A 25,167-nucleotide genomic window follows, 5' to 3' on the forward strand; every position below is an offset into this window, starting at 1 on the left:
CGCCCGGACCTTCCCGCTCGGCCCCATACGAAACTCCCAGACCGCGCAACCGGCTTGCGCGGCCTGATCCCCATCCCCCGCGACACGGGCACCCCGTCTTTGGTGCCCAAATATCCCGGGGGTCCGGGGGCTGGCCCCCGGTCCAGCGGCGCGGTTCTCAGCCGCCCGCGCATTTTAACGAGGCATCGTTTACCCGGCAGCGGCCGCGCAGTCCCCTGCGCGGCCGTCTGCGCGTCAGGCAGCCATCAGACCCGCCGCCCCTGCACCCAGGTGCCGCGCACCGCCGCCGCCGCGCCGATGCGCGCGACGCGGATCACGTCGGCCCGCGCGCCAACCTGCAGCCGCCCGCGGTCGGCAAGCCCGGTCGCCCGCGCCGGCGCCTGCGTCACGGTCGCCACGCCGCGGGCCAGATCGCCCCACTGGTCGCCCAGCATCAGCGCCCCGGTCAGCAGCGACGAGGGCACGTAGTCCGAGGATAGGATGTCCAGCAGCCCGTCGTCCGCCAGCGCCGCGGCCGCGACATTGCCGCTGTGCGAGCCGCCGCGCACCAGGTTGGGCGCCCCCATCATCACCAGGATGCCGTGGTCGCGGCAGGCGCGGGCGGCTTCCTCGGTGGTAGGGAACTCGGCGAAATGCACGCCATGGGCGGCGCTGACCGCCACCTGCGCGGCGGTGGTGTCGTCGTGGCTGGCAAGCGTCGCCCCATAGCGGCGGGCCTCGGCCACGGCGGTCCGTTCGTGTCGCTCGCCCAGCCGGTCGCGCAGCGCGGTCATCTGCGCGACATGGGTCTCGAACATCGCGTCGGTCATCGCGAAGCGGCCGGTGTAATAGTCGCGCAGCTTGGACAGGTCGCGGAACTGCCGCTCTCCGGGCGTGTGGTCCATCAGGCTGACGATGCCGACCCGGTCCTCGGGACCGAAACGCGCCATCTCGTCGACCAGGGTTTCCGAACAGATCTCGGCGCGCAGATGCAGGAAATGGCTGATCCGCAGCGCCCCCTGCGCCCGCAGCCCCATGATCTCGGAGGCAAGCTCGCGCGCGTATTCCCCGTAATTCGCCTCGGGGTCCGACACGATCGACCCGACCCGCAGCGCGTCGAACACCGTGGTGATCCCCATCGCGGCCAGTTCCGCGTCATGGGCGATGATCGCGGCCTGATGCGGCCAATAGGCGCGCGGGCGCGGCTGCAGGTGGCGTTCCAGATTGTCGGTGTGCAGCTCGATCAGCCCCGGCAGCACCAGATCGCCGCCGCAGTCGATGGCGCCCGCGGGCAGCTGCGCCCCCGCCGCGATGTCGGCGACGATCCCGCCCTGCAGCCGGATCTGTCCGCGCAGGACCTCGGTCGGCAGCACCAGCGTGGCATTGGCAAGAATGGTCTCGGTCATCGTCCGCCGTCCTGTATCCCGGTGTGCGGCCGCGGCGCGCGGCCCTGATCCAGCGCGGCCAGCAGCCGCCGCGCGCCCTCGTCGGGGGTCGAATCGTTCATCACGGTCAAGGGTTCCACCCCCGGGGGCAACCCATGGCCGGCCCGCAGCAGCCGTTGCGCGATTTCGGAGGCGGGCTCGCGGCCGCGGGCGGACAGGCGCGCGGCCAGCTGCTCGGGCGGAGCGGTGACCAGGATCACTCGCAGCCCCGGAAACACCAGCAGCGCGCGGGGTAGCGCCGCGCGGCTGCCGTTGAAGATCACGTCGCCGTCGAGATCCTGCACTTGCGCGCGGGGGATGCCGTAATCCACGCCATAGGCCCGCCAGTCCAGCGCGAACTCTCCGGCCGCCTTGCGGCGGCTGAACTCCTGCGGGGTGACGCTTTCGAAATCCTCGCCCGAGGTGCCGGCCGGCTTGGTGATGACGCGGCGGACGAAACGCAGCCCCGGGCGCAGCCGCCGTGCATGGGCAATCAGCGTGTCCTTTCCGGCCCCGGAAGGACCGACGATGGTGAAGATCATGTCCCCTCGCTGCCGCAACGACGCCAAGGCCCAGCTAGAACACCCGCGCCCGCGGGTCCAGCGGCACGCCCCGGGGAGCTGCGAGTCCGAAGCGCCGGCCGGAACGCAAATCTGCGCGCCCATCCCAAAGGGTCGGGCGCGCAGCAGTCCCTTTCCCGCGCACGGCAGCAGGTGCTGGCGGCGCGGCGGCCGCCGGATCAGTCGGCGGCGGCTTCGCGGGCGGTGGCCAGCCAGCCGTCCACCTGCTCGCGGTGCTCGGCGATCCATTGGGCCGCGTGGCCCGCGATATCGCTATCGCCATCCTTCATCCGCGCGTTCTGCGCGAACACATCCGACAGCGGCACCGAGGCGGCCTCGAACAGCGCCCGCACGGCCGGGTTTTCGGCCAGGAACTCGCTGTTCACCACCGGCACGATGTCGTTGGCGATATAGCCCAGTCGACACGGGTCGGCCACGCAGCCCTCGACCCCGGGCCAGACGGCGGACTCCTCGAGCCCCTTGTCACTTCCGAACAGCGAGATGAACGGCACCTCGATCCACACCGCATCAACGCCCGGCTTCAGTTCGTCGGCGGTCCAGTTCGGAGTCCATGCGTAGAACAGGATCGGCTCGCCGTTTTCATGGGCCGCCACCGCATCGGCCATTGCCGCCGCGTAATTGGCGGTGGTCTTGTTCACATGGTCGACCAGCCCATAAGCCTCCAGATGGTGCTGGATAATCTCTTCGCAGGCCCAGCCAACGGGACAGCTGACCAGATCGGCCTTGCCGTCGCCATCGCGATCGAACGCCGCCTTGACTTCGTCGCGCTTGAAATCGTCCAGCGTCTTGATGTCGAACCTGTCCGCCGAGGCCTTGTCGACCATATAGCCCTGCAACGCACCGCCCCGCGCGACGGCGCCGACGATCTCGGCCCCGCTTTCGAAAGTGTCGCGATAGGCATTGTGCTGCGGGAACCAGCCGTCGATCCACATCGTGACGTCCCCAAGCGCCACCGCCTGAAAGAACGCCGCGTTATCCAGCGTCATCGGCTCGGACACGTCATAACCAAGTTCTTCCAGCATCTGGCTGTAGATGGCGGTCTGGAACCAGCCGGTGTCCCAGTTGGGCTGGGCCATGGTGATCTGGACGCCCTCGCCGGGGCGGTCCTGCGCGGTGACGGGGGCGGCAATGGCCAGCGCCAGCGTCACAGCACCGAGAGCGGGCAGAGCCTTTGCAAGACGGAACATGGGTTCGAGTCTTCCTTGATTTTGCAGTCTCCAGATGGACGGGCCCGTCCGGGGGGCACGAGGTCCGCCATGCGAATGGGCGGCCGCCGGGCCGCCTGCCGGGATTCTGCTGCGGGAACAACGTCCCTGCCGCAGCGGGATGCCGGATCGTCGGACGGTTTCCCGGCTTATCCGATCCGGCGCCCCGGTCAGAACCACAACTGCGCGCCGGTCTGGACAGGCGCGCAGCCATTTCAGACAGCGCCGATCAGTTGGCCGCTGCTTCGCGGGCGGTGGCCAGCCAGCCGTCCACCTGCTCGCGGTTTTCGGCGATCCAGGCCTCGGCGTGGCCAGAGACATCCTCGTCGCCCGCGTTCATCAGCGCATTCTGGGCGTAGATGTCGGGCAGCGGAATCTCGGCCGCCTCGAACAGCGCCTTCACCGCAGGATTGGCGGCCAAGAACTCGCTGTTGACCACCGGCACGATGTCGTTGGCGATATAGCCCAGCTGGCACGGGTCGGCGACGCAGCCTTCGACACCGGCCATGGTGGCGGCGTCCTCGAGCCCCTTCTCAGCCTCGACCAGATCGACGAAGGGGACCTGGATCCAGACCACGTCCTCGCCCAGTTTCAGCTCGTTCACCGTCCAGTTCGGGGTCCAGGTGTAGAACAGCACCGGCTCGCCATTGCCGTAAGCGGCCACGGTGTCGGCCATGGCAGCGGAATAGTTGGCGCTGATCAGGTTCACATCGTCGCGCAGGCTATAGGCATCCATGTGATGCTCGATGTTCTGCTCACACGCCCAGCCGGGGGGACAGCCGACCAGATCCGCCTTGCCATCGCCGTTGCGGTCGAAGGCTTCCTTGACCTCGGGGCGCTTGAAATCGTCCAGCGTCTTGATGTCGAACTTCTCGGCCGAGGCCTTGTCGACCAGATACCCCTGCAGCGCGCCGCCCTTGGCGATGGCGCCGACGATCTCGGCCCCCTGTTCAAAGGTGCTGCGATAGGTGTTGTGGCCGGGGAACCAGCCGTCCACCCACATGGTCACGTCGCCATAAGCCACCGCCTGGTAGAAGGCCGGGTTGTCCAGCGTCATCGGCTCGGTCACGTCATAGCCAAGCTCGCGCAGCATCTGGCTGTAGATGGCGGTCTGGAACCAGCCGGTATCCCAGGTGGGCTGGGCCATGGTGATCTTGACGCCCTCGCCGGGGCGGTCCTGCGCCATGGCGGGCGCAGCAAGGGCCAGCGCCAGCGCGCCGATTGCGGTCAGGGTCTTTCCGAGACGGAACATGGGTTCGAGTCTCCTTTGCGTTTTCAGTCTCCAGATGGACGGGCCCGCAGCGGGCCCGCCATGCGAACGGGGCCGCCGGTATCAGGCCGCCCGCTGGGTTTCCGCCGCGGGGGCGGTGCCCCGCAGCCGGAACAGGTTGGCCAGCGCCTGCCGCAGCGAGATGCCGCGGACATCGGAACGCTCAGCCAGCCCCTGGGTGATCCGGTCCAGCACGATGGCCAGGATCACGATGCCGACGCCGCCGGCGGTGGCGCCGCCCACGTCCATGCGGCCCAGCCCGGTGTTGACCACAAGGCCAAGCCCGCCGGCGCCGATCAGCGCCGCGATCACCACCATCGACAGCGCCAGCATCAGCGTCTGGTTCAGCCCGGCCATGATCGTGCGCATCGCCAGCGGCAGCTGCACGTCCCACAGCATCTGCCAGCGGGTCGAGCCGAAGGCCTCGGCCGCCTCGATCAGGTCGGCGCGGACGTTGCGGATGCCCAGGTTGGTCAGCCGCACGATCGGCGGCAGCGCAAAGATGAAGGTGGCGATGATCCCCGGCGCCATGCCGACGCCGAACAGCATCACGATGGGCACCAGATAGACAAAGCTGGGAATGGTCTGCATCACGTCCAGCACCGGGCGGATCACCGCCCAGGCCCGGTCCGAGCGCGCGGCGAGGATCCCGGTGGGGATGCCCACCAGCGCGCAGAACAGCACCGAGGTGACGATCATCGCCAGCGTGGTCATGGTCTGCGGCCACAGCCCGATCATGTCGATGAAGGCGAAACCCACGACCGTAAAGATCGCCATGCCGCGCCCGGCGGTCAGCCAGCTGGCCAGCGCAAAGGCGGCGGTGGTCACCAGCATCGGCACGAACAGGAAGAACGCCTCGGTCCAGGCCAGCACGGCGCTGATCGGCACCTGCGCAGCGCGGAAGGCGGGACGGAAGTTCGGGACCAGCCAGCCCCGCACGAACCCGTTCACCCAGTCGTCGAACGGCAGGGTCGCAATATCAGCCGGGCTGAACATGGGCAGCCTCCTTTCCGTTTGCGTCGGCGCCGTTGGCGGTAGCATCGCCCGACAGATGCGCCAGCACGTCGCCCGGCTCGATCACCGCCACCAGCCGGTCGGCGTCGTCGGTGACCGCGATGGGCAGCCCCTGCCCGGCCGGGCCGTAAAGCTCGTGCAGCTGGGTGTCGCAGGCGGCGGTGGGATAATCGGTGATCATGGTGCCGCGGATGGTGGGGCTGGGGGTGGAGGTGTCCATCTCGCAGGCCGCGAGGTCGCGATAGGTGACGACCCCCGCGACCCGCTTGCCGTCCATGACGTAAAGCGCGTGACTGCCGTGTTTCTCCATCAGGCGCAGCGCCTCGCGCACGGGGGTGTCGCGCAGCTGGATGGTGATCGCGTCCGAGGCCACGTCATCGGCGGTGAACACCCGTCCGCGGTCGATGTCGGCGACAAAGGCCGCCACATAGTCGTCGGCCGGGGTGGTGACGATTTCCTGCGCGGTGCCGGTCTGCACGATGCGCCCGTCCTTCATGATGGCGATGCGGTTGCCCAGCAGCAGCGCCTCATTCAGGTCGTGGGTGATGAAGACGATGGTCTTTTTCAGCGTCTTCTGCAGGGTCAGCAGTTCCGCCTGCATGTCGCGGCGGATCAGCGGGTCCAGCGCGCCGAAGGGTTCGTCCATCAGCAAGATGTCGGGGTCGGCGGCCAGCCCGCGGGCCAGCCCGACGCGCTGCTGCATCCCCCCCGACAGGTCGGCGGGCAGGCTGTCGGCCCAGGGGGCCAGTCCCACCTGTTCCAGCACCTCCAGCGCGCGTGCGCGCCGGGCGTCCCTGGATACGCCGCGGATCTTCAGCCCGTAGGCCACGTTTTCCGCGATGGTCCAGTGCGGGAACAGCGCGAAATGCTGGAACACCATGGCGATCTTGTCGCGGCGGATGCGGCGCAGGCTGGCGGCATCGGCGCGCGCCACATCCTCGCCGTCGATCAGGATCTGCCCCGAGGTGGGCTCGATCAGCCCGTTCAGCGTCCGCACCAGCGTGGACTTGCCCGAGCCGGACAGGCCCATGACGACGAAGATCTCGCCTTCCTCGACGTCGAAGCTGGCGTCCTGGACGCCGACGGTGGCGCCGGTCTGCGCCAGGATTTCGGCCTTGTCCTCGCCCTGGCGCAGCCGTTCCAGCGCCGCCTGGGTGTTCTTGCCGAAAATCTTGTAGAGGTTCCGGACCGTGAGTTTAGGTCGCATGAGACTCCTTGCTTGCCCGGTCTGCACGCCGACAGGAGCCGACATCGCGTGAAAAGGAGACCCCCGCGCATTGCGCAGCTACGGCCCCCTAAAGAGGGGCCGAAAAGACGCTCCGGGCGGGCGTCACGGGTCATCGGATGCAGAACAATATGGGCGACAAACCGCCGGAAAGCAACCTTTGGGGTCACAATTCCCTGAACCGCACTGGAATCGCTGCGGCGAAACCCGGCGGATGCAGGGGGTTCCGGCCTATTCCGGCTGGAAACTTTCGATCAGCTGCCGCAGCCCGAACCAGGCGCCAAGGGCGATCGCGGCCAGCGTCACCGGCCCCGACCAGGCCAGCGCAGCGACCGCCGAGACCCCCTGCCCGATCGAGCAGCCCATGGCGACGACCCCGCCGATTCCCATCAGCGCGGCGCCGCCGATCTGCCGGCCCAGCTCGCGCGGGTCCTCGCAGGCTTCCCAGCGGAACAGCCCGCGCCAGACCGAGCCGATGAACGAACCCAGCGTGATCCCGAAGACCGCGCCGACGGTATAGCCCAGCCCCCCGCCGCTGGCGGTCATCAGCCACAGCAGCGCGCGGCCCACCGCGGCGACGAAGGACGGCCCCTCGACCACCACCGCGCCCAGGCTTTCACGGGCGACCCAGCTGGTCCCGGCGAATGAAAACGCCACCGCGAGCCCCGCCGCCGCCCCCCACAGGACCGAGCGGCGGCTGGCGCGCAGCCCCGGGTGCGACAGCGCCCAGACCAGCAGCCCCACCACGACCAGCGCCACGAATGCGGAAAACGGCAGGTCCAGCCGCTGGAACGAGGCCTCGAAGCTTTGCGGGGTGTCGGTGTCGACCTGCGGGAACAGCCGGTCGCGGATCGGCGCCAGCGGCCCCGACAGCGCCACGAAGCCGCTGATCGCCAGGATGATGACGATGACCATGGCGCGCAGGTCGCCGCTGCCCAGCCGCACCAGCGCCCCGAAACCGCAGTTGCCGGCCAGCGCCATACCGTAGCCAAAGGTCAGACCGCCGACGATCGAGGCCACCGGCAGCCAGGCCACCCGGTGATAGTAGGTCTCGCCCAGGTCGATCCAGCCGGCCGCGGCGCCGGCCTGGGTGGCCAGGATCGCCACCGCCAGCACCACCCCCCACAGCCGCAGCCGCCGCTGGTCGCCGCCGTAAAGCGCCGATTCCAGCGCGCCCAGCGTGCAGAAATCACCCAGCCGGGCGGCCAGCCCCAGCACGGTGCCGGCGATCAGCCCCACCAGTGCCGCGACTGCGCCCCAGGACAGATGCCCGGCAAGAAATTCCGTCAAGCGCCAGCCCCCTCCGACCCCTGCATCGCGGCCCGCGCATGGCGGGCCAGCAGGTCCAGAATAGCGGGAACCCGCGCATCGGCCAGCCGGTAATGGATCGTCTGCCCCTCGCGGCGCGCCACCACCAGCCCCTCCATCCGCAGGCGGGCCAGCTGCTGGCTGACGATGGCCTGGCGCGAGGACAGCAGCGCCTCGAGCTCGGACACGTTCTTTTCACCGCTGCGCAGGTGGCACAGGATCGTCAGCCGCCCGTCATGCCCCATCGCCTTGAACAGCGAGGCGATGGAATCGGTCTGTTCGATCAGCGGCTGCATCGCCGCAGCAGGCTCGGGGGCCGATACTTCCGCTGTGTCGCCTGTCATGGTTCCGGCCGGTCCGAAAATCCCCGTTCCCGCTGCCGCGTCGCTGGTCCCGAAAATGCTCATGGCGTTGCTTCTGTCTGATCGGTGGTCAGGTCCGTCCCGGCGCGTTCGATCAGCTGCGCGATCATCGGCCAGAAGAAATCCTCTCCGGGATAGCCGACCAATCGCCCGTGCTCGGTCCCGTCGACAAGCACGACAAAGGTGGGTGTCAGCGGCGGCGGGGCATCCAGGGTGACGCCCGCGGGCGGCTCGGCCCCCAGGCGCATCCGTTGCAGGGGGGCGGCGCGGCCTTCGTCGGTCTTGGGCCATTTCGGCGCGATCTCGTCGTCGAAGCGGGCGCAGTAATGGCAGCCCGGCTGCTCGACCATCAGCATCGACAACTCGGCCGCCGACGCAGGGGCCGGAACCGCGGCCGCAAGCCCCAGGGCAAGGGCGCAGCCCCCAAGCAGCCGTTCCGCGATGCGCGCCAAGTTGACACCTCGTGATCTTACATAGCAATAATCTAATATGCGCGGCCCGGTTGCACAATCCCGGCAATCATCCCGCGACCGGATACCGCAGCCCACAGGCGGGAAGGAGCCACCCCCATGCTGGACCTGTCGATCGGAGGCGCCGCGCTGGCGGGGCTTCTGTCGTTCTTTTCGCCCTGCATCCTGCCGATGGTGCCGTTCTACCTGGCCTATATGGCCGGCACCTCGGTCACCGAACTGCGCGAGGACGGCGCCCTGCCGCCGGGGGTGCAGGGGCAGCTGCTGCTGCGCGCCGCCGCATTTGCGCTGGGGGTGACGACGATCTTTGTCCTGCTGGGCTTCGGCGCCACCTCGCTGGGGCGGGTGGTGGCCGAGTGGCGGCAGTGGCTGGGCTGGATCGCCGCCGCCGTGCTGATCCTGTTCGGGGCGCATTTCCTAGGCGTCCTGCGCATCCCGCTGCTGTATCGCGAGGCACGGGTGCAGGCGGGCGGCCGCCCCGCTTCGGCCGCCGGGGCCTATGTGATGGGGCTGGCCTTCGGCTTTGGCTGGACGCCCTGCGTCGGCCCGGCGCTGGCCGCGATCCTGATGATTGCGGGCGGGATGGGCGAGCCGTGGCGCGGCGGGCTGCTGCTGCTGGTCTACGGGCTGGCGATGACCCTGCCGTTTGTCGCGGCGGCGCTGTTCGCCGGGCCGTTCCTGCGCTGGATCACGCGCAACCGCGGGCTGATGCGGCATGTCGAGCGCGCGATGGGGGCGCTGCTGATCCTGTTCGGCCTGCTGATCGCGACGAACAGCGTCAACCTGATCGCCGACTGGATGCTGCGCAATTTCGACTGGTCGCGGGTGCTGACCTGATCCTGCCGCAGGAAATGGCGCGGGCCGAAACGGGGTGATTCGGGGGCGGAATGCATTCGCTATATCTGGCCGGGAATAACGAACTGCCGATTATTGTTTCCATGCAATTTCAACAGGATAAATTGCATTCTCCCCGACCACCGCCCGACGCTGCAATGCAGAACATATGAATATTCATGTGTCGCTATATTAGGGCTTGCGCGACATCATGCCGCCTTGCTACGGTCAAAGGAACAAGATCAGGGAGAGACCGCATGACCCGACGCGCATGGCTGCCTGCCTTGGCTGCCGCCCTTGTTTCCGCCGCGCCGGCGCTTGCTGAAACCGCGCCGAACGACGTGGTTTTCGCCGACGGAGCCGTCGAGGCATCGCTGACCGGCACCCCCGGCGACCCGGTCGCCGGCGCCAAGGTGATGACCACCAACGCGCTGGGCAACTGCGTGGCCTGCCACCAGATCGCCGCGATGCCCGAGGTCGAGTTCCCGGGCGACATCGCCCCGGCACTGGACGGCGCCGCCGACCGCTATTCCGAAGCGCAGCTGCGCGGCATCGTCATCGACGCCAAGCACACCTTCCCCGATAGCTTCATGCCCGGAATGTACAAGACCTCGGGCTTCATCCGCCCGGGCAACGGCTACACCGGCAAGGCGTCCGAGGGCGACCCGCCCCCGATCCTCACCGCAGAGCAGGTCGAGGATGTGGTCGCCTATCTGCTGACCCTCAAAGACTGAATTCAAAGACGACAGGAGAAACGATGATGCTGAGCAGACGGGACACTCTGCTGATCGGCCTCGGCGGCGTGGCGGCGACGCTTCTGCCCGGCGCCACCCTTGCCGCCACGGTCGACGAGCTGACGGCCGAGTTCACCGGCGGCACCCCCGCCACCGAGGGCGAGCTGACCCTGACCACCCCCGAGATCGCCGAGAACGGCAACACCGTTCCGGTCGAGTTCAACGCCCCCGGCGCCGTGGCCGTCATGCTGCTGGCGTCCGGCAACCCCGAACCCGCGGTCGCGACTTTCACCTTTGGCCCGGCGGCCGGTGCCCAGCGCGGCGCCACCCGCATCCGCCTGGCGCAGACCCAGGACGTGATCGCGATCGCCAAGATGGCGGACGGCTCGATCCGCCAGGCCAGCAACAACGTCAAGGTCACCATCGGCGGCTGCGGCGGCTAAGAAGGATACAGAAGACATGGCAAGCGACTCCAAACCCCGGGTCAAGGTTCCCAAGTCGGCCAGCGCCGGCGAGGTCGTCACCATCAAGGCGCTGATCAGCCACAAGATGGAATCGGGCCAGCGCAAGGATGCCGACGGCAACCTGATCCCGCGCTCGATCATCAACCGCTTCACCTGCGACCTGAACGGGCAGAACGTGGTCGACGTGGCCATCGACCCGGCGGTCTCGACCAACCCCTATTTCGAGTTCGACGCCAAGGTCGACGCGGCGGGCGAGTTCAAGTTCACCTGGTATGACGACGATGGCGATGTCTACGAGGACACGCAGTCCATCGAGATCGCCTGAAGACGATCCGAGCAAGGGAGGAGACCCGGTATGCGCCGGACGATCACTACTCAACTGGCCGCAACTGCACTGGGCCTCATCCTTGCCGGGGCGGCGTGGGCGGACCCGGTCGAAGACACGCTGGTCATCGACACCGACGACGGCGAGCTCGAGATCGTGACCACGGCCCCCGCGCCCGACCATCTCAAGGACGTGATGGACACGATCTGGTCGGGCTGGCACTACCGCGAGGACGAGACCCGCGACCTGCAGCGCGACGATTTCGACAACCCCGCCATGGTGTTCGCCGACCGCGGGCTGGACCGCTGGAATGCCGAGATCGGCGCCAACGGCGAATCCTGCGCCTCGTGCCACCAGGGGCCGGAAACCTTCAAGGGGCTGCGCGCCGTCATGCCGCGGGTCGATGAAAAGACCGGCAAGCTGATGATCATGGAGGATTACATCCAGTCCTGCGTGACCGAGCGCATGGGGCTTGAGCCCTGGAAGGTCACCGGCGACGAGATGAAGGACATGCTGGCCCTGATCTCGATGCAGTCGCGCGGCGAGATCGTGAATGTCGCCATCGACGGCCCCGCCCAGCCCTTCTGGGAAAAGGGCAAGGAACTCTACTACACCCGCTTCGGCCAGCTCGAGATGGCCTGCGCCAACTGCCACGAGGACAACCAGGGCATGATGATCCGCGCGGACCATCTGAGCCAGGGGCAGATCAACGGCTTCCCGACCTACCGGCTCAAGGACGCGGGGATGGTGTCGGCGCAGCAGCGCTTTGTCGGCTGCGTCCGCGACACGCGGGCCGAGACCTTCGCCGCCGGCTCGGACGAGTTCAAGGCGATCGAGCTTTACGTCGCCTCGCGCGGGAACGGGCTCGCCGTCGAGGGCGTGTCGGTCCGGCACTGACGACAGACGCGGGCCGGCCCGGCGCCGGCCCCGCATTCCACGAACCCATCGACAGGCACCACTGGCCCCGCCGTCCCGGCGGACCGGCCGGCTGATGCCTTGATTCACCAAGGAGATGCCATGATCACCCGGCGCCATTTCCTGCAGGCCGCGATGGCCACCTCGGCCATCGTCGGCTCGGGTCTGGGCAACTGGTCCCGGCTGGCCGCCCAGCAGGCGCTGACCCAGGACCAGCTGCTGCAATTCGACGATTTCGGCAATGTCACGCTGATCCACGTCACCGACATCCACGCGCAGCTGAAACCGATCTGGTTCCGCGAGCCGGAAATCAACATCGGCGTGGGCGAGGCCAAGGGCCGCATTCCCCATGTCACCGGCACCGAGTTCCAGCAGATGTTCGGCATCGCGCCGAAATCGCCCGAGGCCTATGCGCTGACCTATCCCGACTTCGACGCACTGGGCCGGGCCTACGGGCGCATGGGCGGGCTGGACCGCATGGCAACCGTGGTCAAGGCGATCCGCGCCGCGCGCCCCGACAGCATCCTGCTGGACGGCGGCGACACCTGGCACGGCTCGATGACCTCGCTGAAGACCCGCGGGCAGGACATGGTCAACGCGATGAACCTGCTGGGCGTGGACGGCATGACCAGCCACTGGGAATGGACCTACGGCACCGAGCGGGTGAACGAGATCGTCGAGTCCCTGCCCTTCCCGTTCCTGGGCGCCAACATCTTCGACGTGGAATGGGACGAGCCGGCGTTCGAGCCCTATCACATCTACGAAAAGGGCGGGCTCGCCATCGGGGTGATCGGCCAGGCCTTCCCCTATATGCCGATCGCCAACCCGTCCTGGATGTTCCCCGAATACAGCTTCGGCATCCGCGAGGAACGGATGCAGGCGATGGTGGACGAGCTGCGCGGCAAGAACGTGGACCTGGTGGTCTGCCTGTCGCACAACGGCTTCGACGTCGACCACAAGATGGCCAGCCGGGTCAAGGGCATCGACGTGATCCTGTCGGGCCACACCCATGACGCGATCCCGGAACCGGTGCTGGTCGGCGACACCATCATCATCGCCACCGGCTCGAACGGCAAGTTCGTCAGCCGCGTCGATCTGGACGTGCAGAACGGCCGCATGGCCGGATTCCGCCACAAGCTGATCCCGATCTTTTCCGACGTGATCACCCCCGACCCGGAAATGGCCGCGCTGATCGACGCCGAGCGCGAGCCATTCAAGGCCGAGCTTGAGGAACAGATCGGCACCACCGAGATGGTGCTTTACCGCCGCGGCAATTTCAACGGCACCTGGGACGACCTGATCTGCGACGCGGTGCGTTCGGAACGCGACGTGCAGATCGCGCTGTCGCCGGGTGTGCGCTGGGGACCGTCGCTGCTGCCGGGCGACCCGATCACGCGCGAGGACATCCACAACGCCACCTCGATGACCTACGGGCAGGTCTATCGGTCGGAAATGACCGGCGAGACGCTCAAGACCATCCTGGAAGACGTCGCCGACAACATCTTCAACCCCGATCCCTACTACCAGCAGGGCGGCGACATGGTCCGCGTCGGCGGGCTTGGCTACGCCATCGACGTGTCGAAACCCATCGGCCAGCGGATCACCGACATGGTGCTGACCGACAGCGGCGAGGCGATCGACCCCGCCCGCAGCTATACGGTCGGCGGCTGGGCCAGCGTCAACGAGGGGACCGAAGGCCCGCAGATCTGGGACGTGCTGGAAGCGCATGTCCGCAAGCTGGGCACGGTCAACCTGCCCGAAAACACCTCGGTCACCGTGACCGGCATCTGAAGACGAACGGAGTTCCCATGAGCACCGACAACAACGACGAAACCCGCAACCCCAGCCGCAGGCGCTTTCTGCAAGGCAGCGCAATGGCGGGCGCCGGGCTGATCGCAGGCACGGGTGCTGCCCGCGCCGCCACCCCCGACCCGCTGATTACCGAAGTCCAGGACTGGGCCAGCGTCTTCGGCGACCCCGTGGACGCCGCACCCTACGGGATGCCGATCCACTTCGAGGAACATGTCGTCCGCCGCAACGTGGAATGGCTGACGGAAAGCACCGCCTCGTCGATCAACTTCACCCCGATCCACGCGCTGGAAGGCACGATCACCCCGCAGGGCGTCGCCTTCGAGCGCCACCACTCGGGCGCGATCGAGCTGTCCAAGCCCGATTACCGGCTGATGATCAACGGGCTGGTGGACCGGCCGCTGGTCTTCACCTTCGAGGATCTGCTGCGCTTTCCCCGCGCCATGACCACCGCATTCTGCGAATGCGCGGCCAATGGCGGCATGGAGTGGGGCGGCGCCCAGCTCGAGGGCGTGCAGTTCACCCAGGGCATGATCCACAACATGGAATACACCGGGGTGATGCTGCGCGATCTGCTGGCCGAGGCCGGAGTCAAGCCCGAGGGCAAGTGGATCTATGTCGAGGGCCACGACGCCAGCTCGAACGGGCGCTCGATCCCGCTGGAAAAGGCGATGGACGACGTGATGGTCGCCTTCTTCGCCAACGGCGAGGCGCTGCGCAAGGAACACGGCTATCCCGTCCGGCTGGTAGTGCCGGGCTGGGAAGGCAACATGTGGATCAAGTGGCTGCGCCGGATCGGGGTCTACGACCAGGCCGTCGAAAGCCGTGAGGAGACCTCGAAATACACCGACCTGATGCCGGACGGGCGGGCGCGGAAATGGACCTGGGTGATGGACGCGAAATCCGTCATCACCTCGCCCAGCCCGCAGGCGCCGATCCGCCACGGCAAGGGGCCGCTGGTGATCACTGGGCTGGCCTGGTCCGGGAACGGCAAGATCGACCGCGTGGATGTGTCGCTGGACGGCGGCCGCAACTGGCAGCAGGCGCGCATCACCGGCGACGCCAAGCCCAAGGCGCTGACCCGGTTCCATCTGGACATCGACTGGGACGGCAGCGAGCTGTTCCTGCAGTCCCGCGCCATCGACGAGACCGGCTATGTCCAGCCGACCAAGCAGGCGCTGCGCGAGATCCGCGGCCTGAACAACGTCTATCACAACAACGGCATCCAGACCTGGTGGGTCAAAGCGGACGGCGAGGTGGAAAATGTCGAAATCGCGTAACTCTGCATTCGCCGCGCTGCTGGCCGCCGGGCTGGTCGCCGGCCCCGCGCTGGCCGAGCCGCTGGGCATCGGCCGCGAGGCCCTGCCCGAGGAAATCGCCGCCTGGGACGTGGCGGTGCTGCCCGACGGTACCGGGCTGCGCGAAGGCTCGGGCGATGTGGAAACCGGGGACGAGCTGTTCGCCGAACACTGCGCGTCCTGCCACGGCGACTTTGCCGAGGGGCTGGACAGCTGGCCCTCGCTGGCGGGGGGTGCCGGGTCGCTGAACGACCCGCGCCCGGTCAAGACCATCGGCAGCTACTGGCCCTATCTGTCGACGGTCTACGACTACGTGCACCGCTCGATGCCCTTCGGCAATGCGCAGGTGCTGTCGGTGGACGACACCTATGCGATCACCGCGTTCCTGCTGTATTCCAACGGGCTGGTCGAGGACGACTTCGTGCTGACGCACGAGAACTTCACCGACATCGCCATGCCGAACGCCGAGGGGTTCTATCCCGACGACCGCCCGGAAACCGAATATGTGCAGTTCTCGGCCGAGCCCTGCATGACCGACTGCATCCCCGGCGCGCCGGAAATCACCAAGCGCGCCGCCGAGCTGAAGGTGACCCCCACGGACGAGGACGGCACGCCGGCCGGCACCCTGCCGGTGATCAGCGCGGCAGCCGACGCGGGCTAGCCATGACCCGCCTGCCCGCCCCTGCCCCCGCCCCCCTGCCGCTGTCGCGGCGGGCGGTGCTGGGCGGGATTGCGGCAGGCGGCGCGCTGCTGGCGGCGCCCGCGCTGGCACAGCGGGCGCTGCCGCATGTGGTGGTGATCGGCGCCGGCCCCGGTGGGGCGACCGCGGCGCGGGCGCTGGCCCGGGCGGCGGGCGCGCCGCGGGTGACGCTGGTCGAGGCGAATGTCGACACCATCACCTGTTTCTTTTCCAACCTCTACCTGGGCGGGCTGGTCCCGCTGGCGCATCTGCGCCACGGCCACGACCGGCTGGCCGCCACCCCGGGGCTGCGGCTGGTCCACGACCGCGCCACCGCCATCGACCGCGATGCGCGGCGGGTGGTTCTGGCGGGCGGCGAGGTGCTGGATTACGACCGGCTGGTGCTGTCGCCCGGCATCGACTTCGTCCCCGGCTCGGTCCCCGGCTGGTCCGAATCCGATGCCGCGCTGATGCCCCATTCCTACAAGAGCGGCGACCAGGTGGCGCTGCTGATGCAGCAGGTGCAGGCGATGCCGCAGGGCGGCACCGTCGCCATCGTGGCGCCCCCCGCCCCCTATCGCTGCCCGCCCGCGCCCTATGAGCGCGCGGCGATGATCGCCCGGACGCTGCGGCGGGTGAACTCGACTGCCAAGATCCTGATCCTCGACCCCAAGGACCATTTCACCAAGCAGGTGCTGTTCGAGGAAGGCTGGGGCCGCCATGCCGACGGCATGATCGACTGGATCGGCCCCGAGTTCGGCGGCGCCGCCGTCGAGCTTCGCCCCGACCGCATGGAGCTGCTGGTCGAGGGCGAGGTGCAGCGCGTCGATGTCTGCAACGTCATCCCGGCACAGCGGGCCGGCGTGCTGGCGCAGCTTGCCGGGCTGACCGATGCCGACGGCTGGGTGCCGGTCCGGGCAGAGTCCATGCGGGCGCAGGCAGATCCCGCGATCTGGGTGCTGGGCGATGCGGCCGACGCCGGCGCCATGCCCAAGGGCGCCTTCGCCGCCCATGCCCAGGCATATGTGGCGGTGGATGCGATCCTGGCCGATCTGGCCGGCACCACCCCGCACCCGCCCCTCTATGAAAGCGCCTGCTGGTCCTGCCTTGCCAAGGGCGACAGCGTGAAGCTCGCGTCCAGCTTTGCGGCGCAAGGCGGGCGGATCGAACAGACCGCCACCAGCATCAGCCAGCCCGCCGAGGACGCCGCCACCCGCCGCGCCACCTTTGACGAGGCGTTCTCGTGGTATCACACGATCACCGCCGAAATGTTCGGATAAGCCGATGGAGGCCCCCATGATCTCGCGCCGCCTGTTTCTGATGTCCGCCGCCGCCGGCACCGTGCTGGCCGGAATGCCGTTCCGCGTCTGGGCGGGAACCACGCTCGACCTGGGCGGGGGCGTGCGGGTGGACACGCTGTCGGACGGGCATCTGGAGCTGCCCTTCGATTTCAGCTTTGCCGGGCTGCCCCGCGACCAGCTGGACCCGATCCTGCAACAGGCCGGGGTGTCCGGCGACATGATCCAGTCGCCCTGCAACATCACCCTGCTGCGCGACGGCACCAACACGGTGCTGTTCGACGCCGGCAGCGGCCCGGATTTCATGCCCACCGCCGGCAAGGTGATCGAGGCGCTGGCGGCGCTGGACCTGACCCCCGAGGATGTCACCCACCTGCTGTTCACCCACGGCCACCCCGATCACCTGTGGGGCGTTCTGGACGAGTTCGACGAGCCGCTGTTTCCCAACGCCGCCCATGTGATGGGCCGGGTCGAGGCCGAATACTGGACCGACCCCGCCACACTGGGCAGCATCCGCGAGGACCGGCAGAGCTTCGTCGCCGGCGCCTCGCGCCGGATCGAGGCGCTGGGGGACGTGCTGGCGCTGATCGAGGACGGCGATTCCCCCCTGCCCGGCGTCACCGCGCGGCTGACACCCGGCCATACCGCTGGGCATATGTCCTTTGCCATCGACGCCGGCGGCCGGCGGGTGCTGGTGGTGGGCGATGCCATCGCCAATTCGCACGTGGCCTTTGCGCGGCCCGGCTGGGACAGCCCCTCGGACGAGGATCCGCCGCTCGGCGCCGAAACCCGGCAGGCGCTGCTGGCGGAACTGGCCGACAGCGGCACGCCCCTGATCGGCTTCCACCTGTCGGACGGCGGCATCGGCCGCGCCGAGCGCGATGGTGACGGCTTCCGTTTCGTTCCGGCCTGATCCCCCGTCCCGGACGAACGGGAAAGGCCCGGCGTCCGCGCCGGGCCTTTTTCATGGCGTGACTGCTTTCAGGGCGCGACGGCGGCCCGGTTCAGGCCGCGGCCAGCGCCGGGCGCGGATTCCGGTCGACCAGGAAATCGGTCAGCATCGCCCCGATCCACATGCACAGCAGCGCCAGCCATGCGGTGCCGACAAAGATCGAGGTGCCGGTGACCCCCGCCCCGATGGCGCAGCCCCCCGCCAGCATGGCGCCGAACCCCATCAGCGCCGCCCCCAGCATCGACCGCCGCATCTGGCGTTCACCCTCGAACCCCTGGAACCTGAACTCTCGGGCCCAGGCGGCGGCCAGAAACGCGCCCAGGAACACCCCCGGCACCAGCCCCACATCGAACCCCAGCGCGGGCGCCGGTTCCAGAAAGAACATCAGCGTGGTGGCCGAGGGGCCGGAAAATGTCATCGAGGTGACCGACACCGGCTCGAACGCGACGCGGGAGATCTGGGCGGTCAGCACCCAGCCCATCGCCACCGCGAACCCCACGCCCGAGGCAAACACCAGCTTGCGGGCGCTGATCCGGTTGCGCCGGGCGACCACCAGCGCGGTGGCGGCAAAGCCCAGCCCCAGCGCCAGCCCGGTCCAGTCCGGCAGCCGCAGGTTTTCCAGCAGGTCCACATTGGCCCCGCCCGGCGTCACCCACAGCGCGGCAAGGTTCTGGCGCAGCGGCGCCAGCCAGCCGTGCAGCGACATCTGCGCCACCACCGCAAAGATCAGCCCCGCCATGACCGAGCGCAGGTTGCCGGTCGCCGCCAGCACCAGCATCCGCCCCGAACAGCCGCGCGCCAGCACCATGCCGGCGCCGAACATCAGCCCGCCGATGATCGCCCCCGACCACGAGCCGGGCACCGCCATCATCCGCGCCTCGCTGCCGTGGAACAGCCCCAGCAGCTGCGCGGATTGCACCCAGACCATCGCGGTGGAAAAGCACAAAAGCCACACCGCCACCCGCGGCCCCATGGCGCCGCGCCCGAACTCCACCGCCGCCGCCCGCAGGCAAAAGGCCGAGCGCTGCGCGGCCACGCCGAAGACCACCCCGCACAACAGCCCCATCAGGGCGGCCACCCGCCCCTCGCCGACGGTATCGAGCAGCGTGATGAAATCCATTTCCGGGCTCCTCCCTCCTGACGGGGCATCCTAGCACAGATAGGGGCGGGGGCGCAGGGAATCCCGCCAGCAGCGCGCGCGCCGCTGCGGCAAACTGGCGCAGCGGCGCCGGGACAGCGCCCAGTTCCGGCTGGCGTTCCTGCGCGCGCCCGCGCCCCTGCCCTGCCGCCTGCGACACCGGGCGATTGATGCAAGCCACAGGTTTCGTGATACAATCAAAAGGAGAATCGCGCAGCCCCCGCAGGAGGAGCCATGCCGGACCCCGCCCCCCCGACCGCGACCGCCCCGACCGCTGCCCCTTCCGACACCATTCCTCTGGAGACACCGCCCCGGGTTCCGCTCGAGGAATGCGACCTGATCATGAAGGGCGGGATCACCTCGGGGGTGGTCTATCCGCAGGCGGTGGTCCGCATCGCGCGGGATTACCGGCTGCGCAGCATCGGCGGCTCGTCCGCGGGCGCGATCGCTGCCTGTTTCGCCGCCGCGGCAGAATACCGGCGCCAGTCGGGCGGGGGGGACGACATGGCGGGGTTCCACGAGGTCTCGGCGCTGTCCGCCGATCTGGCGGAAAACCTGCGCAGCCTGTTCCAGCCGCGCCCCCGGCTGGCGCCGCTGTTCGCGCTGCTGATGGGGGCGGTGTCGGGCAACGCTTGGGGCGCGGTGCGGCGCATCTGGCGGGTGCCGATGGTAGTGGCGGCAGCGCTGCTGGTGCTGCTGCTGGAATGGGCGTGGCTGGCGGGTAATTTCTGGGCCGGGGTCACCGCGCTGCTGGCGGTGCCGCTGGGGCTGGTGCTGTGGATCGCGCTGCCGCTGCTGCGGCTGGTTACCCGCGACCTGCCGGCGGCGAATTTCGGCCTGTGCCCGGGACTGACCCAGCCGGGCCACGACGGCCCCGGCCTGACCGACTGGATGCACGCGCATCTTCAGCGGATCTCGGGCAAGCCGCCCGAGGCGCCGCTGCTGGCGGGCGATCTGGCGCACCATGGCATCCAGATCGCCGCGATGACAACCGACCTGTCCACCCAGCGTCCCTATCAGCTGCCCCTGTCCACCAGGATCCATTATTTCAGCCTTGCCGAATGGCGCCACCTGTTCCCCGCGCCCTTCCTCGAGGCGCTGATCGCCGGGCGCACCCCGCTGGCGCATGGGCAGGACCACGCCCCCGCCGATCTTTACCAGCTGCCGGTCGCCGACGATTTCCCGGTGCTGCTGGTCGCCCGCATGTCGCTGAGCTTTCCCGGGCTGATCGAGGCGATCCCGCTGTGGCGCCATGACGAACAGATCCGCCTGCCGGGTCCCGAGGGCAGGACGGTGGGGCGGCTGGCGCGCTGCCTGTTCTCGGACGGCGGGATTTCGTCGAACTTCCCGATCCATTTCTTCGATTCGCTGCTGCCCTCGCGCCCGACCTTCGGCATCGCGCTGGCCAGCTGGGACCCCGCCCGCCATCGGGAGGACCGCGTGCATCTGCCGCGGCGCAACCCCGTCAGCTCGAACCTGCCGGTGCAGCCGATCACCCGGCTGAGCGGTTTCCTGATGGCGATCCTGAACACCGCCAAGGACTGGCAGGACACCTTGCAGGGGATGCTGCCCGGCTATGCCGAGCGGGTGGTGACGGTGCGGCTGGACGACGCGACCGAAGGCGGCATGAACCTGGACATGCCGCCCGAGGTGATCGACCAGCTGTCCGACTACGGGGCCGAGGCCGGCGAGGCGCTGGTCACGCGCTATTCCTATGCCGCCGGGGCACGCGGCTTCGACGCCCACCGGCAGTTGCGGGGCCGCATTACCATCCCCAAGCTGGCCGAGGCCCTGGGCGGGTTCGGGACCGCCATGGGCTTGCGCCCCGTCGGTGCCCCCGGCGCCCTGACCGGGCGCGAGGCGCTGGAACGCGGCGAGGGCCGCAGCGAGCGCCCCGAGGGCGCCGCGCCGCGCCCGGCGCTGTCCGCGCGCTGCCTGTCGCTGGCCGACGATCTGGCGGAGCTCGAGACCCAGGGCTGCGACTCCGACCGGGTCAGCGACGCCACCATCCGGTTGGTCGCCGTCGCCGACCGCGTGCCGCGCCGCAGCGGCTCGGCCTGAGGGACGCCTGCGGCTCAGCCGGTGCGGATCGGGAAGCTGGCGCGGGTCAGCACCTGCCCCGCGTCGTCGACGATGAAGCGCACCGCCCGGTCGCCGCGGTGAAAGGTCAGCCGCCAGCGCCCCGCGTCCTCCTCCACCCCCGCCTCGCAACGCGAGGTGATGCTGCCGGCGCGCATCTCCTGCTGGACCTGCGCCTGGGTGACCCCGAAGGCCTCGGCCAGCAGCGCGGCATCGACGGAAAAATCCGGGCCCGCGCGCTCGATCCCGGTCATGAGGCCGATCGCCAGTAATCGTTGGCCGCCGCGATGGTGGCGAACCACTGCGCCGCCACCTGGCTGACCGCGATCAGCGCATCGGCATCCTCGGCATAGACGCCGCGCAGGCGGTCGCGCACCGCCGCGTCGGGCTGGGTCGCCTTGACCGCCATGCGCGACATCTTGATCGCAAGCTCGAAACCTTGCTCGGGGGTCAGGGTGATCAGGGTGGGCAGCCACTCGGCCATCGTCTGTCCTTTCGCATCAAGCCCGCGCGCCCGCGGCCCGGCCCCTGCCGGACCTGTCGCCGCGCCGGGGCAGCTTAGCAGTTCAGCGGGGCTTGGTAAGGGCTTCTGCCGCGGCCCCGTTCCACTCGGCCGTCAGGATCGAGTCGATGACGGCGGCGATGGGCATCTCGGCCCAGGGCGTGCTTGCGGTGCGCCGCAGCGCCTGCGCCACCCCGGCCACCGCGCGGCCCACCGCATCGGGCAGCGCCAGCCCCTGCGCCAAGCGCGCCGCGGTCAGCCCGGCCAGCAGATCGCCGGTCCCGGCCGGGCGCACCGGCAGCCGCGGAACCTCGAAGCTGCGGCAGGTCTCGCCCGTCGCCACCACCGTCGCCAGCAGCCCCGGCCGCCCGGGCACCGGCACCGAGGTCGCGACCACCGCCGGGCCGCCCAAAGCCTCGCGCGCCCGCACCACGTCATCAGGGCCGGCGATGGCGATGCCGGAAAGATTTTCCAGCTCGAAGGCATTGGGCAGGATCACGTCGGCCAGCGGCACCAGCTTTGCCGCAAAGGCGCGGCGCAGCTCGGCATCGGCGAAATGCCCCAGGTCGGCGTCGCCCATCACCGGATCGCACAGATAGACCAGCCCCGGGTTGTCCGCCTTGGCCCGCACCAGGAACGCCGCCAGCGCCGAGGCCGTCCCGGCCCGCCCCAGAAACCCCGACAGCAGCACCGAGGCCCGCGCCGCCACCCCGCGTTCCGCGATCCCGGTCAGCAGCCCGCCGACCAGTTCCGGGTCCAGCAGCGTGCCGTGCATGGTGGGATAATGCGGGTGGTTGGACAGCAGCGCCGTCGGCACCTCGACCACCTCGACGCCGCTGGCGCGCATCGGAAAGGCGGCGGCGGAGTTGCCGACATGGCCAAAGGCCACCTGGCTTTGGACGGAAACGACAAGCGGCAGTTCGGGTAACGGGTCGGGCGGGATCAGGGTCATGGGACGGTCCGGGCAAGGGGTTCCGGCCCGTCATACGCCCTGCAGCGCCGCGGTCAAACCGCCGCCCTCAGGCGTCGGGGTGCGAATAGCCCAGCACCCGCCCGCGGCCATCGACATCGCAGAGATGCCGGCGATTGCCGTCGACCGCCTCGACCCTGGCCACCCCGCCGGTTTCGGACAGCCAGCGCGAGGCGACCACCGCCGCAGGCTGGCGGATATGGGCAGCGATGGTGGCGGTGCAGGCGGCCTCTTGCCGCGCGCGCAGATCATCCGCGGCGGGGGCCGTCTGCCCGGCGCACCCCGCCAGCAGCGCCAGCGCGGACAGGATCAGAATGGATCGCATGGCAGGCCCCCGTGCCGGACAACGCAAGGGCGATTGTAGCACACGTTGCCGGGAATGTCGCGTGGATGTGGGGGAAGGGGAAAGCGGTGCGGGAACAAGCGACTGCACTGCAACTGGTCGGAGCGAGAGGATTCGAACCTCCGACCCCCTGCTCCCGAAGCAGGTGCGCTACCAGGCTGCGCTACGCTCCGACCGTGACGGGGCAGGTATCCTGTGGCGCGGGCGAATGCAAGGGGGGATGGCGCGCAAACTTGCGGTTGCGGCGCGGCCAGCCCAGGGGCGGCCGCGCCAAGGGGCTCAGCCGACCAGCGCGGCGACGATGCGGTCGCCCATGGCCGAGGTCGAGATCGGGGTGCCGCCCTCCGGGCCCATCAGATCCGCGGTGCGGGCGCCCTCGGCCAGCACCTTTTCCACCGCGGCCTCCAGATCGTCGGCGGCCTGGCCCTCGCCAAAGGAATAGCGCAGCGCCATGGCAAAGCTGAGGATGCAGGCGATCGGGTTGGCCTTGCCCTGCCCCGCGATGTCGGGGGCCGAGCCGTGCACAGGTTCATACAGCGCCTTGGGGCGGCCGTTGGCGGCCGGGGCGCCCAGCGACGCCGAGGGCAGCATCCCGAGGCTGCCCGTCAGCATCGCCGCCGCGTCCGACAGGATGTCGCCGAACAGGTTGTCGGTCACGATCACGTCGAACTGGCGCGGGTTGCGCACCAGCTGCATGGCGCCATTGTCGGCATACATATGCGACAGCTCGACGTCGGGGTATTCCTCGTCGTGGACCTTCTGGACGACCTCGCGCCACAGGATCCCCGATTCCATCACATTGGCCTTTTCCATCGAGCACAGGCGACCCTGCCGTTTGCGCGCGAGTTCAAACGCCGCGCGGGCGACGCGGGCGATTTCCGATTCCGTATAGCGCTGGGTGTTGATGCCCACGCGCTCGTTGCCTTCGGTGAAGATGCCGCGCGGCTCGCCGAAATAGACGCCCGAGGTCAGCTCGCGCACGATCAGGATGTCGAGGCCCGCGACCACCTCGCGCTTGAGGCTGGAAAAATCCGCCAGCGCGTCGAAGCACTGCGCCGGGCGCAGGTTGGCGAACAGGTCCATTTCCTTGCGCAGGCGCAGCAGGCCCCGTTCCGGCTTCACGCTGAAATCGAGGTTGTCGTATTTCGGGCCGCCGACCGCGCCCAGCAGCACCGCATCCACCGCCTGCGCCTGCGCCATGGTCTCGTCCGACAGCGGCGTGCCGTGGGCGTCATAGGCGCAGCCGCCGACCAGCCCTTCGGACACGTCGAAACGCATGCCGCGGTTGGCCTGGAACCAGTCGATGACCTTGCGGACCTCGGCCATGACTTCGGGGCCGATGCCGTCGCCCGGCAGGATCAGAAGGGAATAGCTGTCGGTCATCTTGCGCCTTTGCGTTTCGGGTTTCGCGGATGGTTTCCGCGTAGCCCTGCCCTGCCGAGGCGTCAAGTTCACGGGCATTTGGCTTGCAGTCCGGCCGCCGCTCCGGTGGGTTGGTCCCGCCGCCCGCAGCGGAGCGCAGGAATGAAGGAGTCGGACGATGAAACCCATGCTGGCCATGGCTGCCGCAGCCGTCTGGATCGCCGCCGCGGGGGCCGGACTGGCCGAACGGGGAATGACGGTGCCGCTGCCCGACACATCCAGCCTGTCGCAGGCGCAGGCGCGCGCGCTGATTGCCGAGCTGGCGCAGGTGAACGTGATCACCTCGAACTGCCCCGACCATGCGATCTCGGACGCGGAATGGACGCTGATCACCGCCACCGGCGACCAGCTGGCCGCGCAGCTGGGGCTGAGCGCGCAGGACTACGACCGCGAATATTACGGCCCGGCCTTCCAGCTGCTGGACGATCCCGGCGCCTGCGACCGCATCGGCCCGACCGCGAGGCCGCTGATCGCGCGGCTGAAGCAGATGGGCGGCGGCACCACGCCGACCGATCACCCGCAGTAACCGGCGGTCCGGCAATCCGGGCGTCGTCACTGCGACCGCTC

The 25,167-nt window shown here is 69.1% G+C and carries 27 protein-coding genes and 1 tRNA gene; 12 read left to right on the forward strand and 16 right to left on the reverse strand.

The window, feature by feature from the left end:
- Window positions 1-245 precede the first annotated feature (245 nt).
- The 9 genes from RSP45_RS07980 to RSP45_RS08020 all read right to left on the reverse strand — a co-directional run bounded on the left by RSP45_RS07980 (window position 246) and on the right by RSP45_RS08020 (window position 8,820).
- Window positions 246-1,385, reverse strand: coding sequence for an alpha-D-ribose 1-methylphosphonate 5-triphosphate diphosphatase (locus RSP45_RS07980; RefSeq protein WP_415393921.1), 1,140 nt, complete (start codon window positions 1,383-1,385; stop codon window positions 246-248).
- Complete coding sequence (locus RSP45_RS07985; protein WP_415393922.1) at window positions 1,382-1,945, reverse strand: phosphonate metabolism protein/1,5-bisphosphokinase (PRPP-forming) PhnN; 564 nt, start codon at window positions 1,943-1,945, stop codon at window positions 1,382-1,384. The genes RSP45_RS07980 and RSP45_RS07985 overlap by 4 nt, the downstream gene beginning before the upstream one ends.
- Before the next feature lie 197 nt (window positions 1,946-2,142).
- Window positions 2,143-3,171 carry a glycine betaine/L-proline ABC transporter substrate-binding protein ProX gene (proX, locus tag RSP45_RS07990; protein ID WP_415393923.1) on the reverse strand — a complete coding sequence of 343 codons (1,029 nt, stop codon included), beginning with the start codon at window positions 3,169-3,171 and terminating at the stop codon, window positions 2,143-2,145.
- A 247-nt stretch (window positions 3,172-3,418) separates the two neighbouring features.
- Window positions 3,419-4,441 carry a glycine betaine/L-proline ABC transporter substrate-binding protein ProX gene (gene proX, locus RSP45_RS07995; RefSeq protein WP_415393924.1) on the reverse strand — a complete coding sequence of 341 codons (1,023 nt, stop codon included), beginning with the start codon at window positions 4,439-4,441 and terminating at the stop codon, window positions 3,419-3,421.
- An 81-nt stretch (window positions 4,442-4,522) separates the two neighbouring features.
- The gene (locus RSP45_RS08000; protein ID WP_303731454.1) at window positions 4,523-5,455 is read right to left on the reverse strand and encodes an ABC transporter permease; all 933 of its coding nucleotides are present in this window, start codon (window positions 5,453-5,455) and stop codon (window positions 4,523-4,525) included.
- On the reverse strand, window positions 5,439-6,680 hold the full coding sequence (locus tag RSP45_RS08005) for a quaternary amine ABC transporter ATP-binding protein (RefSeq protein WP_415393925.1): 1,242 nt from the start codon (window positions 6,678-6,680) through the stop codon (window positions 5,439-5,441). Before RSP45_RS08005 ends, RSP45_RS08000 begins: the two co-directional genes overlap by 17 nt.
- 249 nt (window positions 6,681-6,929) lie before the next feature.
- Complete coding sequence (locus RSP45_RS08010; RefSeq protein ID WP_415393926.1) at window positions 6,930-7,988, reverse strand: YeeE/YedE family protein; 1,059 nt, start codon at window positions 7,986-7,988, stop codon at window positions 6,930-6,932.
- Window positions 7,985-8,350 (reverse strand): ArsR/SmtB family transcription factor, encoded by a 366-nt coding sequence (locus RSP45_RS08015; RefSeq protein ID WP_415393927.1) that lies wholly within the window; start codon window positions 8,348-8,350, stop codon window positions 7,985-7,987. The genes RSP45_RS08010 and RSP45_RS08015 overlap by 4 nt, the downstream gene beginning before the upstream one ends.
- A gap of 59 nt (window positions 8,351-8,409) precedes the next feature.
- Complete coding sequence (locus tag RSP45_RS08020; protein WP_415393928.1) at window positions 8,410-8,820, reverse strand: thioredoxin family protein; 411 nt, start codon at window positions 8,818-8,820, stop codon at window positions 8,410-8,412.
- Window positions 8,821-8,937: 117 nt separating this feature from the next.
- On the opposite strand from RSP45_RS08020, the gene RSP45_RS08025 reads away from it, so the two are divergent.
- The 10 genes from RSP45_RS08025 (at window position 8,938) to RSP45_RS08070 (ending at window position 18,107) form a co-directional block, all read left to right on the forward strand.
- On the forward strand, window positions 8,938-9,675 hold the full coding sequence (locus tag RSP45_RS08025) for a cytochrome c biogenesis CcdA family protein (RefSeq protein WP_415393929.1): 738 nt from the start codon (window positions 8,938-8,940) through the stop codon (window positions 9,673-9,675).
- 254 nt (window positions 9,676-9,929) lie between these two features.
- Window positions 9,930-10,406, forward strand: coding sequence for a sulfur oxidation c-type cytochrome SoxX (soxX, locus tag RSP45_RS08030; protein WP_415393930.1), 477 nt, complete (start codon window positions 9,930-9,932; stop codon window positions 10,404-10,406).
- 23 nt (window positions 10,407-10,429) lie between these two features.
- Complete coding sequence (gene soxY, locus RSP45_RS08035; RefSeq protein WP_415393931.1) at window positions 10,430-10,849, forward strand: thiosulfate oxidation carrier protein SoxY; 420 nt, start codon at window positions 10,430-10,432, stop codon at window positions 10,847-10,849.
- 16 nt (window positions 10,850-10,865) lie between these two features.
- Entirely contained in the window at window positions 10,866-11,195 is a 330-nt protein-coding gene (gene soxZ, locus RSP45_RS08040) for a thiosulfate oxidation carrier complex protein SoxZ (RefSeq protein ID WP_073061559.1), read from the forward strand.
- Between the two features lie 30 nt (window positions 11,196-11,225).
- On the forward strand, window positions 11,226-12,092 hold the full coding sequence (gene soxA, locus RSP45_RS08045) for a sulfur oxidation c-type cytochrome SoxA (RefSeq protein ID WP_415393932.1): 867 nt from the start codon (window positions 11,226-11,228) through the stop codon (window positions 12,090-12,092).
- A 120-nt stretch (window positions 12,093-12,212) separates the two neighbouring features.
- Window positions 12,213-13,901: a thiosulfohydrolase SoxB gene (gene soxB, locus RSP45_RS08050; RefSeq protein ID WP_415393933.1), complete on the forward strand. Its 1,689-nt coding sequence runs from the start codon at window positions 12,213-12,215 to the stop codon at window positions 13,899-13,901.
- 17 nt (window positions 13,902-13,918) lie between these two features.
- Window positions 13,919-15,199, forward strand: a complete 1,281-nt coding sequence (gene soxC, locus RSP45_RS08055; protein WP_415393934.1) for a sulfite dehydrogenase — start codon at window positions 13,919-13,921, stop codon at window positions 15,197-15,199.
- Complete coding sequence (locus RSP45_RS08060) at window positions 15,183-15,878, forward strand: c-type cytochrome (RefSeq protein WP_415393935.1); 696 nt, start codon at window positions 15,183-15,185, stop codon at window positions 15,876-15,878. Before soxC ends, RSP45_RS08060 begins: the two co-directional genes overlap by 17 nt.
- 2 nt (window positions 15,879-15,880) lie before the next feature.
- Window positions 15,881-17,176, forward strand: a complete 1,296-nt coding sequence (locus tag RSP45_RS08065) for an FCSD flavin-binding domain-containing protein (RefSeq protein ID WP_415393936.1) — start codon at window positions 15,881-15,883, stop codon at window positions 17,174-17,176.
- 16 nt (window positions 17,177-17,192) lie between these two features.
- Entirely contained in the window at window positions 17,193-18,107 is a 915-nt protein-coding gene (locus RSP45_RS08070; RefSeq protein WP_415393937.1) for an MBL fold metallo-hydrolase, read from the forward strand.
- A gap of 91 nt (window positions 18,108-18,198) precedes the next feature.
- Here the strand turns inward: RSP45_RS08070 and RSP45_RS08075 are convergent, their stop codons facing one another.
- On the reverse strand, window positions 18,199-19,266 hold the full coding sequence (locus tag RSP45_RS08075; RefSeq protein WP_415393938.1) for a YeeE/YedE family protein: 1,068 nt from the start codon (window positions 19,264-19,266) through the stop codon (window positions 18,199-18,201).
- A 252-nt stretch (window positions 19,267-19,518) separates the two neighbouring features.
- Here RSP45_RS08075 and RSP45_RS08080 point away from each other — a divergent pair, with 252 nt between their 5' ends.
- Window positions 19,519-21,345 (forward strand): hypothetical protein, encoded by a 1,827-nt coding sequence (locus tag RSP45_RS08080; RefSeq protein WP_415393939.1) that lies wholly within the window; start codon window positions 19,519-19,521, stop codon window positions 21,343-21,345.
- 14 nt (window positions 21,346-21,359) lie between these two features.
- Here RSP45_RS08080 and RSP45_RS08085 read toward each other — a convergent pair whose 3' ends face one another.
- From RSP45_RS08085 to leuB, 6 genes are all read right to left on the reverse strand, one after another.
- On the reverse strand, window positions 21,360-21,617 hold the full coding sequence (locus tag RSP45_RS08085; protein ID WP_415393940.1) for a DUF6522 family protein: 258 nt from the start codon (window positions 21,615-21,617) through the stop codon (window positions 21,360-21,362).
- Entirely contained in the window at window positions 21,614-21,847 is a 234-nt protein-coding gene (locus RSP45_RS08090) for a hexameric tyrosine-coordinated heme protein (RefSeq protein WP_415393941.1), read from the reverse strand. Before RSP45_RS08090 ends, RSP45_RS08085 begins: the two co-directional genes overlap by 4 nt.
- 82 nt (window positions 21,848-21,929) lie before the next feature.
- Window positions 21,930-22,817 carry a pyridoxal kinase gene (gene pdxY / locus RSP45_RS08095; RefSeq protein WP_415393942.1) on the reverse strand — a complete coding sequence of 296 codons (888 nt, stop codon included), beginning with the start codon at window positions 22,815-22,817 and terminating at the stop codon, window positions 21,930-21,932.
- 67 nt (window positions 22,818-22,884) lie between these two features.
- Entirely contained in the window at window positions 22,885-23,160 is a 276-nt protein-coding gene (locus RSP45_RS08100; RefSeq protein WP_415393943.1) for a hypothetical protein, read from the reverse strand.
- 114 nt (window positions 23,161-23,274) lie between these two features.
- A tRNA-Pro gene (locus RSP45_RS08105) sits at window positions 23,275-23,351 on the reverse strand.
- 106 nt (window positions 23,352-23,457) lie between these two features.
- Window positions 23,458-24,561: a 3-isopropylmalate dehydrogenase gene (gene leuB / locus RSP45_RS08110; protein ID WP_415393944.1), complete on the reverse strand. Its 1,104-nt coding sequence runs from the start codon at window positions 24,559-24,561 to the stop codon at window positions 23,458-23,460.
- A 157-nt stretch (window positions 24,562-24,718) separates the two neighbouring features.
- Between leuB and RSP45_RS08115 the strand changes: the two genes are divergently transcribed.
- Window positions 24,719-25,126 carry a hypothetical protein gene (locus RSP45_RS08115; RefSeq protein ID WP_415393945.1) on the forward strand — a complete coding sequence of 136 codons (408 nt, stop codon included), beginning with the start codon at window positions 24,719-24,721 and terminating at the stop codon, window positions 25,124-25,126.
- Window positions 25,127-25,167: the final 41 nt, after the last annotated feature.

The organism is Paracoccus sp. SJTW-4 (assembly GCF_047716885.1).
GTDB lineage: Bacteria > Pseudomonadota > Alphaproteobacteria > Rhodobacterales > Rhodobacteraceae > Paracoccus > Paracoccus solventivorans.

Coding starts and splice junctions, on each gene's coding strand:
- RSP45_RS07980 (WP_415393921.1), bottom strand. CDS start 1,385: ATGACCGAGACCATTCTTGCCAATGCCACGCTGGTGCTGCCGACCGAG.
- RSP45_RS07985 (WP_415393922.1), bottom strand. CDS start 1,945: ATGATCTTCACCATCGTCGGTCCTTCCGGGGCCGGAAAGGACACGCTG.
- proX (WP_415393923.1), bottom strand. CDS start 3,171: ATGTTCCGTCTTGCAAAGGCTCTGCCCGCTCTCGGTGCTGTGACGCTG.
- proX (WP_415393924.1), bottom strand. CDS start 4,441: ATGTTCCGTCTCGGAAAGACCCTGACCGCAATCGGCGCGCTGGCGCTG.
- RSP45_RS08000 (WP_303731454.1), bottom strand. CDS start 5,455: ATGTTCAGCCCGGCTGATATTGCGACCCTGCCGTTCGACGACTGGGTG.
- RSP45_RS08005 (WP_415393925.1), bottom strand. CDS start 6,680: ATGCGACCTAAACTCACGGTCCGGAACCTCTACAAGATTTTCGGCAAG.
- RSP45_RS08015 (WP_415393927.1), bottom strand. CDS start 8,350: ATGACAGGCGACACAGCGGAAGTATCGGCCCCCGAGCCTGCTGCGGCG.
- RSP45_RS08025 (WP_415393929.1), top strand. CDS start 8,938: ATGCTGGACCTGTCGATCGGAGGCGCCGCGCTGGCGGGGCTTCTGTCG.
- soxX (WP_415393930.1), top strand. CDS start 9,930: ATGACCCGACGCGCATGGCTGCCTGCCTTGGCTGCCGCCCTTGTTTCC.
- soxY (WP_415393931.1), top strand. CDS start 10,430: ATGATGCTGAGCAGACGGGACACTCTGCTGATCGGCCTCGGCGGCGTG.
- soxZ (WP_073061559.1), top strand. CDS start 10,866: ATGGCAAGCGACTCCAAACCCCGGGTCAAGGTTCCCAAGTCGGCCAGC.
- soxA (WP_415393932.1), top strand. CDS start 11,226: ATGCGCCGGACGATCACTACTCAACTGGCCGCAACTGCACTGGGCCTC.
- soxB (WP_415393933.1), top strand. CDS start 12,213: ATGATCACCCGGCGCCATTTCCTGCAGGCCGCGATGGCCACCTCGGCC.
- soxC (WP_415393934.1), top strand. CDS start 13,919: ATGAGCACCGACAACAACGACGAAACCCGCAACCCCAGCCGCAGGCGC.
- RSP45_RS08060 (WP_415393935.1), top strand. CDS start 15,183: ATGTCGAAATCGCGTAACTCTGCATTCGCCGCGCTGCTGGCCGCCGGG.
- RSP45_RS08065 (WP_415393936.1), top strand. CDS start 15,881: ATGACCCGCCTGCCCGCCCCTGCCCCCGCCCCCCTGCCGCTGTCGCGG.
- RSP45_RS08070 (WP_415393937.1), top strand. CDS start 17,193: ATGATCTCGCGCCGCCTGTTTCTGATGTCCGCCGCCGCCGGCACCGTG.
- RSP45_RS08075 (WP_415393938.1), bottom strand. CDS start 19,266: ATGGATTTCATCACGCTGCTCGATACCGTCGGCGAGGGGCGGGTGGCC.
- RSP45_RS08080 (WP_415393939.1), top strand. CDS start 19,519: ATGCCGGACCCCGCCCCCCCGACCGCGACCGCCCCGACCGCTGCCCCT.
- RSP45_RS08085 (WP_415393940.1), bottom strand. CDS start 21,617: ATGACCGGGATCGAGCGCGCGGGCCCGGATTTTTCCGTCGATGCCGCG.
- RSP45_RS08090 (WP_415393941.1), bottom strand. CDS start 21,847: ATGGCCGAGTGGCTGCCCACCCTGATCACCCTGACCCCCGAGCAAGGT.
- pdxY (WP_415393942.1), bottom strand. CDS start 22,817: ATGACCCTGATCCCGCCCGACCCGTTACCCGAACTGCCGCTTGTCGTT.
- RSP45_RS08100 (WP_415393943.1), bottom strand. CDS start 23,160: ATGCGATCCATTCTGATCCTGTCCGCGCTGGCGCTGCTGGCGGGGTGC.
- leuB (WP_415393944.1), bottom strand. CDS start 24,561: ATGACCGACAGCTATTCCCTTCTGATCCTGCCGGGCGACGGCATCGGC.
- RSP45_RS08115 (WP_415393945.1), top strand. CDS start 24,719: ATGAAACCCATGCTGGCCATGGCTGCCGCAGCCGTCTGGATCGCCGCC.